Raw genomic sequence first — 18,731 nt, 5'->3', positions numbered from 1 at the left:
CCCAAATAAGGAGCCGTTTTTTATTAATTGAGTAGCTGTGCAGCATGGTCCTTAGTCTTGACCTTTTCAATTACACGTTCTATAATGCCTTCTTCATCGATCACAAAAGTGGTACGATGTAGTCCGTCATATTCCTTGCCCATAAACTTCTTCGGTCCCCAAACCCCAAAGGTTTCGATGACTGTGTGGTCTTCATCGGCAAGTAAAGGAAATGGAAAATCATACTTATTTTTAAAATTGGCCTGTTTTTTCTGGGAATCTTCGCTTACACCAACAAGTTCGTATCCTTGTTCTTGTAACTCATCATAGTTATCCCTCAGGTTGCATGCTTCTGCTGTACATCCAGGGGTGTTCGCCCTAGGATAAAAGAAAACCACGAGCTTTTTACCTTGGTAATCTGTTAAATTAATTGTGTTGCCATCTTGGTCCTTTGATGAAAATTCAGGTACTTTATCCCCTACCTTGAGCATATTCATAATAGCTTCTTTGATTTAATATTGTTTAACTAAATTTAAATAAAATTAAACAAAAATGACGAAAAAGGATAAAGTAAATTTTATAATTACCACTTTGGACGAACTTTATCCCACAATACCTATTCCTCTAGACCATAAAGACCCTTACACGCTGCTTATTGCGGTCTTATTATCCGCTCAAAGCACAGATGTTCGCGTAAACCAGATTACTCCCTTGCTTTTCGCAAGAGCGGACAACCCCTATGACATGGTAAAACTTACGGTTGATGAAATTCGTGAGATTATCAAACCTGTTGGACTGTCTCCCATGAAATCCAAAGGGATTCATGGACTTTCCCAGATTCTCATTGATAAGTATGATGGAGAAGTTCCTCAGGATATAGAACTATTGGAAGAACTACCAGCAGTGGGACACAAAACAGCAAGTGTTGTGGTTTCCCAAGCCTTTGGAATTCCTGCTTTCCCAGTTGACACCCATATTCATCGATTGATATATCGCTGGGGACTCAGTAATGGAAAAAATGTGGTACAAACTGAAAAAGACTGCAAGCGATTGTTTCCCAAGGAATTATGGAATAGTTTACATCTTCAAATAATCTGGTATGGCCGGGAATATTCTCCAGCTAGGGGTTGGGACCTGGAAAAAGACATTATCACTAAAACTCTAGGTAGAAAAACAGTGATTTTCGAGTATTATAAGAACAAAAAAGACCGCAATTAGCGGTCTTTTTTGTGTACGTGCTACGTTTTTTAGTTTAAGATTACTTCAAACTTGTGTTTTTTGCAATCTACCACTTGTAGTGACTTCGAATAGTTCAGCAAAAAGTCGATTGTTTCCTTTCGAGCCTTTACTGTTCTGGTAAGTCTTTGTTCTTCAGAGTAAATATTTTCCATATTTCAGCATTAATGTTACACTTAGATAACGGCGCTGAATTGGAAATATTGCAGGGTTCGCTGTAATGCAGATTAATTCGTTAAAACGATATTATGTCTATCTACTATTTTTCTGAGATTTATCAATGCATATCTCATACGTCCCAGAGCTGTATTTATGCTCACTCCAGTATTTTCAGATATCTCCTTGAAGCTCATATCTTTATAGATACGCATTACCAAAACCTCTTTTTGATCATCTGGTAATTCTTCAATAAGTAAGGTTAAATCCCTATCGATTTGGTCTTTGATGATTCTTTTCTCAGCATTCAACTTGTCGTCCTTAATTACAGAGAAAATATTGAAGTCATCACTTCCTTCGAACTTGGGCATTCTTTTATTCTTTCTAAAATGGTCAATTATCAAGTTGTGCGCAATTCGCATTACCCAAGGAAGAAATTTACCTTCTTCGCTATAGGAACCTCTTTTAAGGGTTTTAATTACTTTGATAAAGGTGTCTTGGAAGATGTCTTCAGCAACATCTCTATCCAACACTTTAGAATAAATAAAGCTGGAAATTCTTTGGTTGTAACGATTAATGAGAGTTTCGAGAGCCTTTTCGTCTCCTGCTATGTAGTTCTTTACTAATATCGAGTCGTCAATCTGTAGTTCCATACAAATTACTTTTTTGGTTAAAACTAGGGGCCACCTTACCAGGTAAGTTGGCATTGTTAATTAGTTAATTTTAAAAAAAGTAATTATCGCTGTATAGGCCTATCAGGTTTTTAATTACAACTCAAAGATATGTAAATCAGATACCCAGATGAAAACTTATGTTGTGATTTGGGCATTTTTAGATGTTAACTAATACAATATACGTATTAAGTGGTGTGTATTGTATCTTTACGCCCCTAATTTTAACAAATGGCCTCCATCCAAAACGTAGATTCCAAGAAAAATATTATCATAAAAGGTGCCAAACTCCACAATCTAAAAAATTTGGATGTAGTCATTCCCAGAAACCAACAGGTGGTCATAACAGGCCTTTCGGGTTCGGGGAAGTCTAGTTTGGCTTTTGATACCTTATATGCGGAAGGTCAGAGAAGGTATGTGGAAAGCCTATCTTCCTATGCTAGGCAGTTTTTAGGGAAACTGGACAAACCTAAGGTAGATTATATTAAAGGTATAGCACCTGCCATTGCCATAGAGCAAAAAGTAAATTCAACAAACCCAAGGTCTACTGTAGGCACCACCACAGAAGTTTATGACTATTTGAAACTGCTATATGCCCGAATTGGTAAAACCATATCCCCCATTTCAGGAAAAGAAGTCAAAAAACAAACGGTCTCTGATGTTGTTGATTATGTAAAATCCTTTCCTGAAGGAACCAAGTTGTTACTTCTTGCGTCAATTTTTATCAAAGAGGATAGAGACCCCTATAAATCCCTACAGCTTTTTTCAAAACAAGGTTATGCAAGAATTAAGTATAATGGCGAGGTTTTAAGAATCGACCAGGTTCCTAAGGACATCGGTCGAGATTTTGACTTGGTTGTTGACCGAATTGTTGTCAAGAATGATGAAGATTTTTACAATCGCTTGGGCAATGCAGTGGATAACGCTTTTTTTGAAGGCAAGGGAAATTGTGCCATTGAGAATTTATCAGATAATCATGTGGCCAGCTTCAGCAACCAATTTGAATTGGATGGAATGAAGTTTTTGGAACCCAATGTCCATCTTTTCAGTTTCAATAATCCGTATGGGGCATGTCCTAGGTGTGAGGGCTATGGGGATGTAATTGGTATCGATGAAGATTTGGTTATTCCGAATACTTCGCTATCCATTTATGAAAGCGCCGTCTTTCCTTGGAGAGGAGAAAGTATGAGTTGGTATAAGGAACAGTTGGTCAATTCCGCTTACAAATTCGATTTCCCAATTCATAAACCTTGGTACCAGCTCACGAACGAACAAAAACAGTTGGTTTGGGACGGAAATGACCATTTTATAGGAATACACAAGTTCTTTGCCCAGTTAGAGGAGAAAAGTTATAAAATACAGAATCGGGTGATGCTGTCCCGTTACAGGGGAAAGACGAAATGTCCTATTTGCAATGGAAAACGTCTTAGAAAAGAGGCCAACTATGTAAAGGTTGATGGTAAGTCCATTACCGATCTTGTAGAATTGCCTATCAAAAAACTAATTCCTTTTTTCGAAAACCTTCAGTTGTCAGACCATGATTCTAAAATTGCCCAACGTCTTTTAAAAGAAATCAATACCCGCTTGGACTTTCTGTCCAAGGTAGGGTTGAGCTATCTAACCTTGAATCGAAAATCCAATTCTTTGTCCGGCGGGGAAAGTCAACGTATTAATCTTGCCACTTCACTAGGGAGTAGTTTGGTTGGTTCCATGTACATTTTGGATGAACCTAGTATCGGTCTACATCCCAAAGACACGGAAAACCTTATCGAAGTATTAAAATCACTTCGCGATTTAGGAAATACGGTAATTGTTGTGGAGCATGATGAGGACATCATGAAAGCTGCGGATAAAATCATCGATATCGGCCCTGAAGCCGGTACAAATGGCGGGAAGTTGGTCGCAGAAGGGAGTTTCACAGAAATATTGATGGCGGAAACCTTGACCGCCCAATATCTCAATGGAAGTCTGGAAATTAAAGTTCCCGAGGAACGCAGAACTTCCAAAAGCTATATTCAAATTATAGGTGCCCGAGAAAATAACCTTAAAAATATAGATGTAACCTTTCCCTTAGACATGTTAACTGTAATAACCGGCGTCTCTGGAAGTGGTAAAAGCACCCTGGTCAAGCGTATTTTATATCCTTCCTTATTAAAGGAGATTGGTGGTTATGGAGAAAAAGCAGGACAGTTCACCAAAATCGATGGGAAATATGCGCATATCAAGAACGTAGAATTTGTTGACCAGAATCCTATAGGGCGGTCCTCTCGGTCAAATCCCGTTACCTATATAAAAGCCTATGATGATATCCGTGCACTTTTTGCCTCCCAGAAATTGAGCAAGCTACGAGGGTATCAAGCCAAGCATTTTTCCTTTAACGTGGATGGAGGTCGCTGTGAGAAGTGTAAAGGAGAAGGGGTAATCACAGTAGAAATGCAATTTATGGCCGATGTACATCTGGTGTGTGACGTTTGTAATGGGAAACGCTTTAAGAAGGAAATACTGGAGGTTCAGTTTGAAGGTAAAAATATCGATGACCTATTAAATATGACCATTGATAATGCAATAGAACATTTTAGAATTCACAAACAACAAAAAATTGTAAACAAACTTCAGCCCCTGCAAGATGTAGGTTTGGGCTATGTAACCTTGGGACAGTCCTCTTCAACACTTTCAGGTGGTGAGGCGCAACGCATAAAGTTAGCCTCTTTTCTTATTAAAGGAGAAACCAAGGAAAAAACCCTTTTTATTTTTGATGAACCCACTACGGGATTGCATTTTCACGACATCAACAAACTGCTCAAATCCTTTAATGAGTTGATTGCCAAAGGACATTCGATTGTGGTTATAGAACATAATATTGACCTTATTAAATGTGCCGATTACATTATTGACCTCGGTCCCGAAGGTGGTGAAAACGGAGGTCATCTGGTTGCAGAAGGCACACCGGAGGAAGTAATTCAAAGTAAAGAATCGCACACAGCGAAATATCTAATGGAAAAAATCTAGGTCTTACACTGTATAAAGCAATTTACTCGGCACCTTTTCAGGTAGCCAAATTCTAACCGTAATGCATTGACTTTCTTTTCATAAGAAATTGTTGCATTGGGCACTTTTGGCACTTTCCGAAAAAATTTACGTCAATCTAAAAACACCAATCGTCAATTCACATGGTGTTTCCACAAATATTAATTGACAGTTCTTAAGTCGAAATCAAATATTTGTGCATAAAAGCAATTTTCAACAACCCCATTTTGGTGTTTCTAATGTTGAATTGCCGCGCAAAACGAATATAATTTGGCATCAACTTTACGTTCAAGTATTTCTTTTTGTCTAAACACCTTTGTCAATAAAGGTGCTACTGTTTTTTCCAATAAAACAAATAACCCAGGAAATTTTCACCAAGGAATTTTCCCAATGCTTTTACTGTGTCTTTTTGCTGCTGCAGGGGGTTTTTTATTGGTATCGACAAATGACAATCAAAACCAAAAGTTTTTCAGTGATTCATTCTCCGTTCAACCCAATAACAGTACTTCTGGATTGTTCGTTCCGAACATATCCCTCATAAAAACCGGAACCCCCATTAACCTAGCAGGCGACCCCGGATGTGATCAAATTCGTTTTGATTATTATGTAACCAACGAAAGTGATGCGGGAGAAATATTTGAAAATGTTGAGGTTACAGATATCGATTTAGGTGGTTTGGTAACCGGAGGGTTTTCAGGCGATGACAATGACAACAAAGTGCTTGATCCAGGTGAGACATGGGCATTTTCCCAAACCTATAACATTACACAGCAAGATTTGGTTAACGGTCAATTCGGAGAAATGCCGGCCAGTGTCGTAGCCGATGTTCAAGGTCTACCCAACCCAGTCAATGATATTTCCCATCCAACCGATAACACATCGGATGGTCCAACGATTGTTGACCTTACCGCTTGCCAAACTGCTGATATCGCACTTAGAAAGACTGGTACACCCTACGATTTAGGTGGGGATTTATGTCCAGAAAGTATTCGATACGTGTTTGAGGTAAGAAATACTGGCGCATTTGACTTACATGATGTAGCGCTAACTGATCCATTGATTTCTATGGGTCCTATTCCCGGACCCACTCCATTAAGCGATATAGGGAATGATGGAATACTATCTCCTGGAGAAACTTGGGTGTACAATGTCCTTTACGCAGTTGTACCCGAAGCTGTAGTTGGAGGCAATGTTCATAATCAAGCCTCCGTAAAAGCAGTACATCTAGAATCTGGCAATGAGGTTAGTGATGATTCCCATGATGCTGATTTCACCATGGATGGCCCTACCACTACCCCAATGGATGAAACGTGTGATGCAGAGCAAGCCACCATTGGGCTAATCAAAACCCATAGTTTTGTGGATTTGGACAACGATAGTTGTTTTGAAACTATCCGTTATGAATTTACCGCTACCAATACGGGTGATGTCGCTCTTGACAATTTAGTACTACACGACCCACTTTTCGAAAATACATTGGACCCAATACCAAGTACCGATATTGGAAACGATGGCGAACTATCTCTAGGTGAAACTTGGACTTTTGAAGCATTTTACGCAATTACACTGGAGGACATTGACAATGGTTTTGAAATAGTAAACCAAGCTACTATTCAGGCACAACCCGTAGGTGAAAATTTTATTATTCTGGATGATTCAGATGATAACTCACTTGATGAAAATGATGCTACGGTAACCGATTTACTATCGGAGACCATATGCGTTTTGGGATTAGGCCTGGTAAAGAAAGGTGAACCTATTGACTTGGATGAGGATGGCTGTAACGAAACCATACAATACACCTTCACTGTAAAAAACACAGGGACGGTTAACTTGGAACAAATTGTTCTCAACGACCCTTTGCTTGGAGGGGATGTTATGGGACCAACAGAAAACAGTGATATCAACAACGATGGGATTCTTTCCGGTCAAGAAGAATGGACCTATGTGGCTTACTATCCCATAATCCAAGGAGACATTGATACTGGTTCGGTGACCAATCAGGCTACGGTGACCTCATTGGAAGAAAATACGAACAACATAATTTTGGATGATTCGGACGACGATAGTTTTTTTGAAAATGATGAGACCGTTGTGACCCTCGGAGTGGCTTGTGTAGCATCTGCTGACATTGGACTGATAAAAACAGCAGCAGAACTTTTGGACCTACAAGAAGATGATAATTGTCCTGAAACCATACCCTATACCTTTACTGTATCCAATACGGGTAGCATTATTTTAAAAGAGGTTCAACTCACGGATGAATTACTAGGTGGAATTATAACTGGGCTGGACACAACCACCGATGAAAATGAAGATGGTTTACTTTTTCCCAATGAAACTTGGACTTACGAAGCACTATATCCCATCAGTTCACAGGATATTCTTGATGGCGAAGTGGTAAATCAAGCTGAAGTAAGCGCTAATGAACAGATTAGTGATAATATAGTTTCTGACCAATCTGATGACAACAGTTTTGCAGAAAACGAATTTACAATTACTCCCACAGATGGAGCCTGCGCGGCTGGACCCGCAATCGGATTAATTAAGGAAGGTTTCTTGTTGGATTTTAACAACGACGACTGCTTTGAAACCATTAGATATGTATTTACTGTGGCCAATATTGGCACAACAGATTTGGAACAGGTCGTCATCGAAGACATCCCTTTGCTTGGAGATGTAACTCTGGAAGAACCTCTATCTGGAGAAGATGAAAATGAGGATGGCATCCTATCGGTTGGGGAAGATTGGGAATTTGAGGTTTTGCGCCCAATTTCTCAAGCCGACATCGATTCTGGGCAAGTGGATAATCAGGCTTCCGTGTCCTCTTTGGAATTCGGAACCAACAATCAAATCTCCGACTTATCGGATGATGCTAGTTTCACCGAAAATAATCCAACACAAATCTTTACCGATGGAACATGCCCCGCTGGTCCAGGGATTGGATTGATAAAAGAGGGTGTTTTGACCGACCTTGATAATGATAACTGCCCAGAAGCCATACAATATACTTTTACTGTAACCAATTTTGGTACAACCGATTTAGTCGAAGTTTCGGTTTTTGACCCTTTAATTTCTGGTAATCAGGCTATCAGTGGGCCTTTACCGGGTGAGGATGAGGCAGATGATAATGTACTTTCCATTGGAGAAACTTGGAGATATGAGGCTTTATATATACTTACTCCAATGGATATTGATAGCGGTCAGGTAGAAAATCAAGCAACCTTGACCGCCCTTGAAGAAGGCACTGACTTTGAAGTTTCCGATGCATCGCATGATACCAGTTTAGTCCTTGAAGGTAATACCACAACCTCTACGATTGGTGCTTGCGACTTTGGGCCAGGAATAAGCCTCATAAAAGTTGGTGAACTTCTGGATTTAAGTGGCAATAATTGTCCAGATACCGTACGATATACTTTTATTGTTAAAAATATCGGGACTACAGACCTGACCCAAATAGAACTTGTCGATACCGCTTTATTTGAAAATCAAACCATAGAAGGTCCCCTTCCAGGTACTGATGATAATGATGATGCGATTCTTTCCGTTGGAGAGGATTGGGTCTTTGTGGCTTTATATCCCATTTTACAAGAAGATATTGATCTTGGACAGATTGAAAACCAAGCAACAGTGACCGCTGTTGACTCCAACAGTAACAATGAGGTTTCCGATTTATCCGATTTTGAAAGCGAATTTCAAGACAGACCTACAATTACAATAATTCAGGATGATTGTTTAACGCCTACCACTCCTATAATACCCAGTCCAGATGGGGATTTTGAAATTTACAACGGTTTAACACCGAATGGGGATGGGCTCAATGATTATTTTACTATTAAGGGTATTGAAAATTATCCGGAAAATAACTTAAAGGTGTTCAACAGATGGGGTGTCTTGGTGTATGAAGCAAATCAATATGGAATAGATAACAATTTATTCGGTGGAATCTCCTTCGGAAGGGCTACCATAGCTACTGGGAAGGAACTCCCAAGTGGTACATATTATTATGTACTAAGCTTTTTTGAAGAAAATCCAGGACAGACCGATTACAATGGCTATCTCTACATTAATCGAGATTAACATCGCCCAAATAGAATCATGAATAACCTAATACCCTCAGTAATGAGGAAAATCAATATCTATTTTTTTATTACAGTTGCTTTTGTTCTTATTCCCTTGGGAACCCATGGGCAACAGGATGCACAGTACACCCAATATATGTACAACACCCAAATTGTGAATCCCGCATATGCTGGTTCCAGGGAAACGTTAAGCTTAGGGTTGTTGGGCAGAACGCAATGGGTGGGTTTCGAGGGAGCTCCGCAGACGTTTACTTTCACTGCCAATGCTCCAGTTGGTATTTATAACAGTATGGGACTGGGCTTGTCCATTGTTCATGATCAAATAGGACCAGCTATTGAATCCAATATAAATGTGGATATTTCATATACTGTTGATGTTTCCAGAACAGGCAGGCTTTCCTTTGGCTTCAAAGGAGGTTTGGATATTTTGGATGTGGACTTCGAAAGATTAAATCTGGCGGACCCTAATGACCCTAATTTTCAAATTACGGTAGACCAAAAGTTACAACCACAAGTTGGCACCGGGATTTATTTTACCAATGATAGGTTTTACGCTGGGGTGTCCGTTCCAAACTTTTTAAACACCAAACACTTTGATGAGGATTCGCTTCAAGATACTGATGTATCCAGTGTAGCCATAGAGCGGCTACATTACTTCTTAATTATGGGTCATGTTTTTGATTTAAATAGATCCATAAAGTTCAAACCTGCAATACTATTAAAAACAGTCAGTGGTTCTCCTCTTCAACTGGATGTATCTGCCAATTTTATGTTCAATGAGAAATTCGTGCTTGGTACCTCCTATAGATGGGATGCCTCCATTAGCGCCATGATGGGCTTTCAAGTTTCAAGGGCATTTTTTGCGGGGGTTGCTTATGATTATCAATCCACAAAACTGGAGGCATATAGTAATGGGTCTTATGAGGTTTTCCTACGCTTCGATATTTTCGATAGGTCGGACAGAATTTTGATACCCAGATTCTTTTAAATACAATGAAAAACCAAATTCCTCATATCAATAGATATACAACATGCATCCTACTGCTAGTCTGTTTTTGTGTGAATGGTCAAAGAGCTAAACTCAAAAAGGCTGATGAAGAATTTGACCAGTATGCTTATATCGATGCCAGAAAAATCTATCTGAAAGTTGCTGAATCAGGATATGAATCTGCTCAATTGTATAAAAAATTAGGAGATACCTATTATTTCAATAGTCAATATGAGGAGGCCATTGAATGGTATCGAAAGCTGGTAGAAAAATACCCAAATGCGTTGGAGGCTGAATATTACTATCGAACCGCGCAGACCCTTAAAAGTATTGGCCAATATCATGAATCAAAAAAAATGATGGGTAGATATGCCGCAATGACGGCAAATTCCAATGTTGCAAAAAACTTTATGGATAGTTATCCCTATTTGGATAGTCTTGTTGACTTTCAATCCACAAAATTTGTTGTAGAGAACATAACCAATACCAAAGGTTCAGATTTTGGTCCCTTTGTTTACGATGACAAAATTATCTATGCCTCTTCTTCAGGGAATACAAAAGGAGATAAAATTCATGATTGGAATGGTATGCCATATTTGGATTTATATGAAGCAGAAATTGATGAAAACTATCAATTATCCAAACCACAATCCCTTAAAGGTGATATTAATTCTCCCTATCATGAATCTTCAGCCGTAATAACAAAAGATGGGAACACAATTTACTTTACCAGAAACAACTATATCAACGGGAAGAAAAAAAGTAATAAGGATAGATTGGTCACTCTTAAAATCTACAAGGCCCAACGGAATGGTGAGGGATACTGGACAAACGTAGAGGAATTGCCCTTTAATAATGATTACCATTCCGCAGCGCATCCTTCTTTGAATGATGATGAAACCCGTTTGTATTTTTCGTCCGATATGAAAGGAACTTATGGCGAGTCGGATATTTGGTATGTGGAGATTGGTGCAAAAGGGAACTACTCCAAACCCATCAATTTGGGTCCGGAAATCAATACTGAGGCGAGAGAGACATTCCCATACATTAGCGAAACGGACAATCTCTATTTTTCAAGTGATGGGCATTTGGGATTGGGAGGTTTGGACATTTTTGCCTTTTCATTAGCACCAAATGGACCATTTCAAAAGGTTACTAACCTAAAAAAGCCTTTAAATTCCAATAAAGACGACTTTGGTTTTATTTTGGATGAAGAAAAGCAAATTGGATATCTCTCTTCCAATCGAGGTGGCGACGCTGGGAGTATTTCCGATGATATTTACCGAGTATGGGAAAAATGTGGATTAATACATATCAATGGTTTGGTCACAGATGCCGAAACCGGAAATCCGCTAGAAGCGTCTGTAGTGACCCTTCTAGACCAAAATAACAAGGAAATAGCAAGAATAGATGGCGATGGCTTTTTTGCTTTTAAGGACTCTTTGGACTGTTCTAAACAATATGCGGTCCGTGCAGAAACCCCAAATGGCAAATATATACCCGTAGAGAAAAGCATTCGTACCCCTCGCGGTTCACATACACTGGAAGTTAATCTTGAACTTACAATGGCTGATTGCCCAACAGATAATTTAGGGTGTAAGCTAAACTTGCAACCCATTTACTTTGATTATGGAAAATATACAATCCGAAAAGATGCGGAAGTAGAATTGGCCAAAATATTGGAGGCCATGAAAACATATCCAGAGCTTAAAATCCATATTGAGTCGCACACCGATTCAAGGTCCAGTTCTGAATTCAACCAAAGACTCTCTTCGAGAAGAGCTTGGTATACCGTGGAATGGTTGGTGAAAAATGGTATTTCAAGAGATAGACTCTCGTCCAAGGGATATGGAGAATCCCAATTATTGAACCATTGTGAAAATGGGGTAAAATGCTCTGAAGAGGAACATCAATTAAACCGTAGGTCGGTATTTCTTATCAAAGAATAAAATTTAAACTTCTCATTTTCAACAAAATACAAAGTATAGGCTTTTTTTGGCACGCTGTTTGGTATTTACCTATCAGAATGTAAATAATTGCATTCCATAATTTAAAACAGTAGAATATGAAAAAGTTAGTACTCATTTTAGCAGCAGTTTTGTTTGGGACTTCTAGTTCCTTAGCAGCAACAAAAGTGGACAACTCTTTTACTGCAACCACTTTTGGATACGGTAATTCATTCATCTTCGTGGAAAACGGGATAACTTTTTCAGTATACCCGGACGGGGAGTTTGATTTCTTTATCAATAATCAGGTGAATGTTGGTGTTGGTGCCCGCTTCGGTAATGTTGGCGTAACCTTCAACTCTGGGTTCAACTATAATCCTTTTGTACAGTATGACGATTATGGTGCTGTAATTCAGGTTGAGAATATCCCGATTTTCTATGATAATTGGGGACGCGTTAGCCAAATTGGAAATGTAGATGTTTGGTATAGAAATGGACTGGTAAGACGTGTTGGAGGACTTAATGTTTTCTATAACGGCGGAGTGTTTAGCCACTATACTGGGTTTATCAATATCTATAACAGACACTATGTGTATAGACCGTTCCATAGGTTCTTTGTTAGACCTGCCATAGGTTTCTGTAATGTATGGAGAACACCTTACAGAAGGTACTACAGTCCGTTGAGATATACCTATTTCAGGCCTTATAGAAATAATTATAGAAGAGCCTATACCAGGATTGGAAGAGTGCATAGAAATGATAGAAGTGTTAGAAGAGCGAACATATATAGGAATGATAGAAGAGTTTCTGTTCGAAACAACAACTTTAGAAGAAATGATGTTGGTAGATCTAGTAGATCTGCAGAAAGGTCGATATCAAGGTCAAATGGAAATAGGGTTTCTAATGTAAATCGTGATAGAGCGGTAAGAAGATCAGACGATACGAGAAGAAGCAATGTGAATCGCTCAGAAAATGTTGTACGAAGATCAAATGATGGTAGAAGAAATACTATTAATCGTTCGGAAAGTGTTGCACGAAGAAACAACAACGCTGGAAGGACTGTAAATAGAAGTACAAATAGAAGTGGAAACAATGTTAGTAGAACGGTTACCAAACGTGAAGTTGCTAGAACATCGAATTCTAGGACGGTAAATAAACGTCAAGTAACCACTACTCCAAGAAGCAAAAGTGTGACACGTAGTACTACAAGAACATTTAAAAAACCAAATAGTACACAAAGGAGCACGGTGAGTCGAAGCAACTCTGGTAACAGAACCGTAAAAAGAAGTTCTTCTACCACAGTTAAGAGAAGCTCAGGGAATTCCACTTCTAGAAGAAGTAACAGTAATTTGAAATCTAGATCGCGAAGTTCTAGAACGAGATAAAAGTAGTTTTTAGGTTGGTTAGTTGTTTACCCCGTGGTTGGATTTATCCGCCGCGGGGTTTTTCTTTATATCATTCCCTTTTGCGCAACCATTTGGAAAGTATTCCAGAAATGTCCTCTGAAATTTCAAAGCGATACAGAATGCCCAAATACATGATGACTACAAAAGCTGATTTCAACAGGATGTTCACAATTGGATGAAAACCAAAGTTGAACACACTGAAGAGTACTCCCAAGAGAACCAAAGTGGCGAACACTTTAAAAGTTGATTTTGTAAGTGGTAGCATACCGAACTTCAACTTCACAAATATCAATTTGGTCAGATTGAACAACAAGATTGATATGAAACTTGCCAAAGCAGCTCCATCAATTCCATAAATGGGGATGAGAACCAAATTAAGTACAATGGTAAAAACTGCCAATCCAACGCCAAACAGCAAAATGATTTTATAGTACTTCGAATTGTACAAAATAGAATTATTATTCCCCAAAAGCGAATCAAATACTTTGGCCATTCCTATCAAGAAAACGATATAAAAACCATCGCGGTAGTTTTCCGGTAACAGCAGGTATAAATCTTCCAAGTTAAGAACAATCAACAAAAAAAGAATCCCAGAAGCAATGAACAGGGTAAGGGACGTCTTCTTATAGAGGGTTTCCAAGCCAAAGGAATCCCCCTTGTTCAATAATTCAGCGGTCAATGGATAGGTAATTTGATGCATAGCCCTGGATGGCACAATTACCACCGTAGCTATGTAAACGGCAACCCCATAATAGGCTACATTTTCAATTTCAACAAACTGATTGATCATCACTTTGTCTATCTCCAATAGTACCAGCGACGCAGACCCCCCAAGGATTATCAAGAAAGAGTAGGACAATACCTCCGTGGTGTTCTTTGGGAATTCAAAGCTTAATTTAGGAAAGTGGATTCGGTAGGCATAAACCTTTAAAATAGCGGTTCTAAGCAGGTATAAGCCTACTAAAAGTTTAAAAAAAGCTTCTAACGAAAAGACTTCAAAGTAGAGCAATAGCAAAAGTACCGTCACTCCTACCCTTCCAAATACCTCTTTCATGAAGTTCCCAAAAACCGACTTGAGATGCACTTTGCACCAGGCGTAGAAAACTTCGAAGTATGCCATGGACAATCCAATAAAAAAAACATACCATAAATAATCTTTGACCATAGGATTTACTTGGGAAACCAAATTTCCAAGGGCATCGTTGAACAAGAAAATTACTATACCTACAACTAGAATTCCAAGTAAAGGAGTGAGTAACATTAATGTAAGAAACCCATTCCTTTCAGGCCCTAGATATTGAGTATGGAATTTTACCATCGTATTGTGCACGCCAAAAGCCATCAAAGGCATAAGAATAGCCCCAGAGGCTAGAATAAACGTAACTAACCCATAGTATGCATCGGGAAGAATTTTGGTGTACAAAAAAATGGTGTTTACAGCACCAAATAGAAAACCCAGATATGTGGTAAAAATATTTTTTAAGGATTGTTTTAGGACGATTCCCATCGAATGAAATTAGCCAAAGATTCCGTCAGTACTTTTCTATGATACTTCTCAATATTCTTAGGAGTAATCTCCAATTGGTTCTTTTGATAGCGTTCGAACCAATCCAAAAGTACAGTTTTAATTCCTTCTACATCTGCATGCCCAAAAACTTCTCCAGATTGGGTCGAATGAATCATTTGACCAGCTTCCCAACTTTTGGGTCCAATACCTAGGATAGGCCTTCTGGCATTGAAATACTCAAAAAGCTTTCCGGGAATAATGCCTCGGGTTTCTTCCGAATCTATTTCCAAAAGAAGCAAAACCTGAGTCTGCTGCTGTAGTTTCAATACTTTTTCGTGCGATACATAGCCTATGTGGCTCACATAATCAACTAATCCATTACTCACAAGGGAATCCATTACTACCTCTCCCACTACCCCAACCAATTGAATCTGTACCGCTTTCGTAAATTCGTTATTCGTATCAACTATTTCTTTTAAAGCCTTCCACAAACTTGCAGGGTTTCGGCCTGTAAGCAAAGAGCCCATATGCGAAATAGTAAATTTTTTGTCCAATGCTTGAGTCAGTGGAATATTGTCAAAACCATTCGTTATGGTTTGTATGGGGGTATTTGATATTTCTTCGAACTCCGCTTTTGTAGTATTACTGGTTACAATGAGTTTATCCGCATTGTCCAAGACGGTCTTCTCCAAATGCTTATGCTTTTTTTGGGATGAAGGCTTAAGACGTAGCTTTTTGTGATATCCAATGGTGGTCCAAGGATCCCTAAAATCAGCAATCCATTGAATCTGGTGCTTTCGTTTTAAGCCAAGTCCAATAAGATGCAAACTATGTGGAGGTCCCGTAGTGATTACCGTTTCAATCTTGTTTTCCTCAATAATCTTACCTAGAAAGTTTATGGAAGGTTTTACCCAAAACTTACGTGCATCGGGAATAAAAAAATTACCCCTTATCCATAGCAAAAGCTTGGACAACAAAGAAATGTTCTCCTCGGGAATCATTCCTGAACTTATGCTTTTTGTTTTTTTCTTTGAGAGTATAGATGCCCAGGCATAAGGTTCCTTTATAGGTTGTTTTATTACTTGAGTTCCATTTGGGACTTCATTTTCCAGATGGGTATCCGTTATTGGGTAGTTGGGGTTTTGGGGAGCATAAACTATGGGCTCTATGCCAAAGTCCGGTAAGTATTTTACAAATTTAAGCCAACGTTGAACCCCTGGTCCACCGGCAGGAGGCCAATAATATGTTATGACCAAAATCTTTTGCATCAGGCTTTGTTTTTTTTCTTTTTACTTCCAGAAAATAAAGAAAATCCGAGTCCTCCTAAAATGATTACCGCCATGGCGATGCAACTTGCCAAACTTATTTGACTTCCCATTTGAATTACTTCTGGTTCAAATTCAAAGACAATATCATGCCGACCTTCAGGAATTCGTAAGCCACGTAAAGCATAGTTTACTCTAAAGTGTTCTTCTGGATTCCCATCAATCGTCACGTTCCAACCTTTGGGATAATGCATTTCTGAAAAAACGGCGAACCCATCACTATTATTTTCAGAACGATATTTAATAAGATTTGGTCGGTAATCCACCAATTCAATCTTCGCCAGCGAATCTACTTCATAATTATGCTTGGTTAGTTGCGGATACATTTGGGTATTGACTACAGCCTCCTTTTTTGATGTAAAGGAACTTAGCGCCTGAATTTCTTCATTAGAGGAACCTACTGGAATTATTCGCTCTATAAACCAAGCATTGCCATTCATATTGTCATTTATGGCGGGGATGCTGTTACCTTCCTCATCCTGCTGAATTACATACTTTACGTTCAGCATATCCAGTACTTCGGTGTTGTTTTGGTACAAATGATATTCAAACAAATCTTGAAGACGTTTAGGCTTCGCCGCATGATAGCCTCCAATGGATTTGTGGAAATATGAAGTTCTTGCACCATTGATACCCTCTTGTGGGTCAAATACACGATAGATAGCCTTGTCCTGTTGAATGGCATTATCAATTTGACTGGCCTGAAAAGGTGAATTGACCTGACGCTGCCGTACAAAATCATCTTCATTCACGTAACGGGTGGCCACCCCAACTAAATCGAATAAAATCAAAACTCCTAAAGCAATCGTTGCTATGGTTTTATTGATTTTTTCCTTGATCAATAACCAAATGACAAAAGCGGCCAAGGCAACGTAGATGAGAGAGCGGATGGTATCGTTAATATACACGGCTTCTCTGTCTCGCTTTATCATCGTGACCAATTCCTCCCAAAATTGCTGCCTATAAAACTCATCTCTAACCCCATCAAAATCAAAGAAGCCCATTAGTACAAAAATGAAGACCACAAGACCCAAAATGATACTACCGCTCCATTTGAGCGCCTTTAGCATATCCTTTCGTGGAATCTTAGCTTTGAAAATTTCTCGCAATCCTAGAATTCCAAGAACGGGCAGACATAGTTCCAAAACAACTTGTATGGAAGAAACTGCTCTAAACTTGTTGTACAAAGGAAAGTAGTCAATCATAAAATTGGTCAACTCCGGAAAGTTCTTCCCCCACGATAGAACTAAAGAAAGTAAAGCCCCAAAAGCCAACCACCACTTACGTTTTCCTTTAACTAAAAACAAACCTAATACAAATAGGAATAGAACAATAGCCCCAACATATGCTGGTGCTGCCACAATAGGCTGGTCTCCCCAATACAATGGAAGGTTTTGGGAAAATTCTATAGCCCTGTTGGGTGGAACTCCCTGATTAATAAGATATTCGTATGCCTTTGAACCGGTTCCCAGATTTTCATTTCCTGAACCACCAAAAAGTCTAGGCGCAAATAAATTTAAAGATTCCGAAATACCATAACTATACTGGGTAATATATTCCCTATCTAATCCATTGGATGCCTCTTTGGGTGAGCCGTCCGGATTGATGGTCAGTTCGGATTTACCTCTGGTACTCCAATCCGCATACTCCTTGGTTGCCAAAAGACCTGTTGCATTTGTGGTAATGGAAAGGGCCACCGCCAAAATCAGTAAACCAACTGATAGAAAATAATGCTTTAATTGCTTTTTCTTGATTGCATACACCAAATAGACCAACCCAAGTATTAATACCAACAACATAAAATAATAGGTCATTTGGTAGTGATTGGCACTTATTTCTAGCGCCATAGCCAATGCAGTCAATATAAAACCCAGCAGGTATTTTTTTCGAAAGACCAGTAATATCCCTCCCAAAACCATCGGAACATAGCCTAAGGCATGGGCCTTGGCATTATGTCCTACCCCAAGAATTATGATAAGATACGTAGAGAAGCCAAAGGCCAAGGCTCCCAAGACTGCCAATCTGAACTCCACCTTGAGGCATAACATTAATATATAAAAACCAACAAAATAGAGAAAAAGATAATCCGCCGGACGAGGTAAAAAACGGATAAGCCTATCCAATTTCTTTATATAATCATGCGGATAGTTGGCCCCTAATTGATATGTAGGCATTCCTCCAAAAGCACTGTTGGTCCAATAGGATTCAACACCGGTCAACTCCTTGTAATCATTTCTTTCTTTGGCCATACCCTTGTACTGGGCAATATCCGATTGGAAAATAGCCTTTCCCTGTAAAACCGGGTAGAAATAGATTAAAGCAACTAAAATGAAAAAAACTAAGGCACCAAGATGGGGAATAGCATATTTTGGGGATAGCTTCATGAATTGACTTTGAGAAAACAAATA

11 protein-coding genes are annotated in these 18,731 nt (G+C 39.0%); 6 read left to right on the top strand and 5 right to left on the bottom strand.

The genetic code is table 11. The annotated features are described in order from the left end of the window. Positions 1-23: 23 nt before the first annotated feature. Positions 24-476: a thioredoxin-dependent thiol peroxidase gene (gene bcp / locus ACSLUF_RS07800; protein ID WP_435625548.1), complete on the bottom strand. Its 453-nt coding sequence runs from the start codon at positions 474-476 to the stop codon at positions 24-26. Positions 477-531: 55 nt separating this feature from the next. Here bcp and ACSLUF_RS07795 point away from each other — a divergent pair, with 55 nt between their 5' ends. Further along, positions 532-1,197 carry an endonuclease III domain-containing protein gene (locus tag ACSLUF_RS07795; protein WP_435625547.1) on the top strand — a complete coding sequence of 222 codons (666 nt, stop codon included), beginning with the start codon at positions 532-534 and terminating at the stop codon, positions 1,195-1,197. Between the two features lie 245 nt (positions 1,198-1,442). Here ACSLUF_RS07795 and ACSLUF_RS07790 read toward each other — a convergent pair whose 3' ends face one another. Then, positions 1,443-2,024 (bottom strand): RNA polymerase sigma factor, encoded by a 582-nt coding sequence (locus tag ACSLUF_RS07790; protein ID WP_435625546.1) that lies wholly within the window; start codon positions 2,022-2,024, stop codon positions 1,443-1,445. A gap of 249 nt (positions 2,025-2,273) precedes the next feature. On the opposite strand from ACSLUF_RS07790, the gene uvrA reads away from it, so the two are divergent. The 5 genes from uvrA to ACSLUF_RS07765 all read left to right on the top strand — a co-directional run bounded on the left by uvrA (position 2,274) and on the right by ACSLUF_RS07765 (position 13,470). Beyond that, positions 2,274-5,051, top strand: a complete 2,778-nt coding sequence (gene uvrA / locus ACSLUF_RS07785) for an excinuclease ABC subunit UvrA (protein WP_435625545.1) — start codon at positions 2,274-2,276, stop codon at positions 5,049-5,051. A gap of 408 nt (positions 5,052-5,459) precedes the next feature. Then, positions 5,460-9,149, top strand: a complete 3,690-nt coding sequence (locus ACSLUF_RS07780) for a gliding motility-associated C-terminal domain-containing protein (protein ID WP_435625544.1) — start codon at positions 5,460-5,462, stop codon at positions 9,147-9,149. A gap of 18 nt (positions 9,150-9,167) precedes the next feature. Continuing rightward, positions 9,168-10,139 carry a PorP/SprF family type IX secretion system membrane protein gene (locus ACSLUF_RS07775; RefSeq protein WP_435625543.1) on the top strand — a complete coding sequence of 324 codons (972 nt, stop codon included), beginning with the start codon at positions 9,168-9,170 and terminating at the stop codon, positions 10,137-10,139. A 5-nt stretch (positions 10,140-10,144) separates the two neighbouring features. Beyond that, positions 10,145-12,088, top strand: a complete 1,944-nt coding sequence (locus tag ACSLUF_RS07770) for an OmpA family protein (RefSeq protein ID WP_435625542.1) — start codon at positions 10,145-10,147, stop codon at positions 12,086-12,088. A 116-nt stretch (positions 12,089-12,204) separates the two neighbouring features. Beyond that, entirely contained in the window at positions 12,205-13,470 is a 1,266-nt protein-coding gene (locus tag ACSLUF_RS07765) for a hypothetical protein (RefSeq protein ID WP_435625541.1), read from the top strand. 70 nt (positions 13,471-13,540) lie between these two features. Here the strand turns inward: ACSLUF_RS07765 and ACSLUF_RS07760 are convergent, their stop codons facing one another. The 3 genes from ACSLUF_RS07760 to ACSLUF_RS07750 are packed head-to-tail and all read right to left on the bottom strand — an operon-like array spanning position 13,541 to position 18,707. Next, positions 13,541-14,998 (bottom strand): oligosaccharide flippase family protein, encoded by a 1,458-nt coding sequence (locus ACSLUF_RS07760; protein WP_435625540.1) that lies wholly within the window; start codon positions 14,996-14,998, stop codon positions 13,541-13,543. Beyond that, positions 14,983-16,266, bottom strand: a complete 1,284-nt coding sequence (locus tag ACSLUF_RS07755) for a glycosyl transferase family 1 (RefSeq protein ID WP_435625539.1) — start codon at positions 16,264-16,266, stop codon at positions 14,983-14,985. The genes ACSLUF_RS07760 and ACSLUF_RS07755 overlap by 16 nt, the downstream gene beginning before the upstream one ends. Next, positions 16,266-18,707 (bottom strand): YfhO family protein, encoded by a 2,442-nt coding sequence (locus tag ACSLUF_RS07750; RefSeq protein ID WP_435625538.1) that lies wholly within the window; start codon positions 18,705-18,707, stop codon positions 16,266-16,268. The genes ACSLUF_RS07755 and ACSLUF_RS07750 overlap by 1 nt, the downstream gene beginning before the upstream one ends. Positions 18,708-18,731: the final 24 nt, after the last annotated feature.

It is taken from the genome of Flagellimonas sp. (assembly GCF_965601775.1).
Classification (GTDB): Bacteria; Bacteroidota; Bacteroidia; order Flavobacteriales; family Flavobacteriaceae; genus Flagellimonas.
The sequence above is the reverse complement of the archived record's forward strand: the minus strand, read 5'-3'. Positions and strand labels throughout refer to the sequence as shown.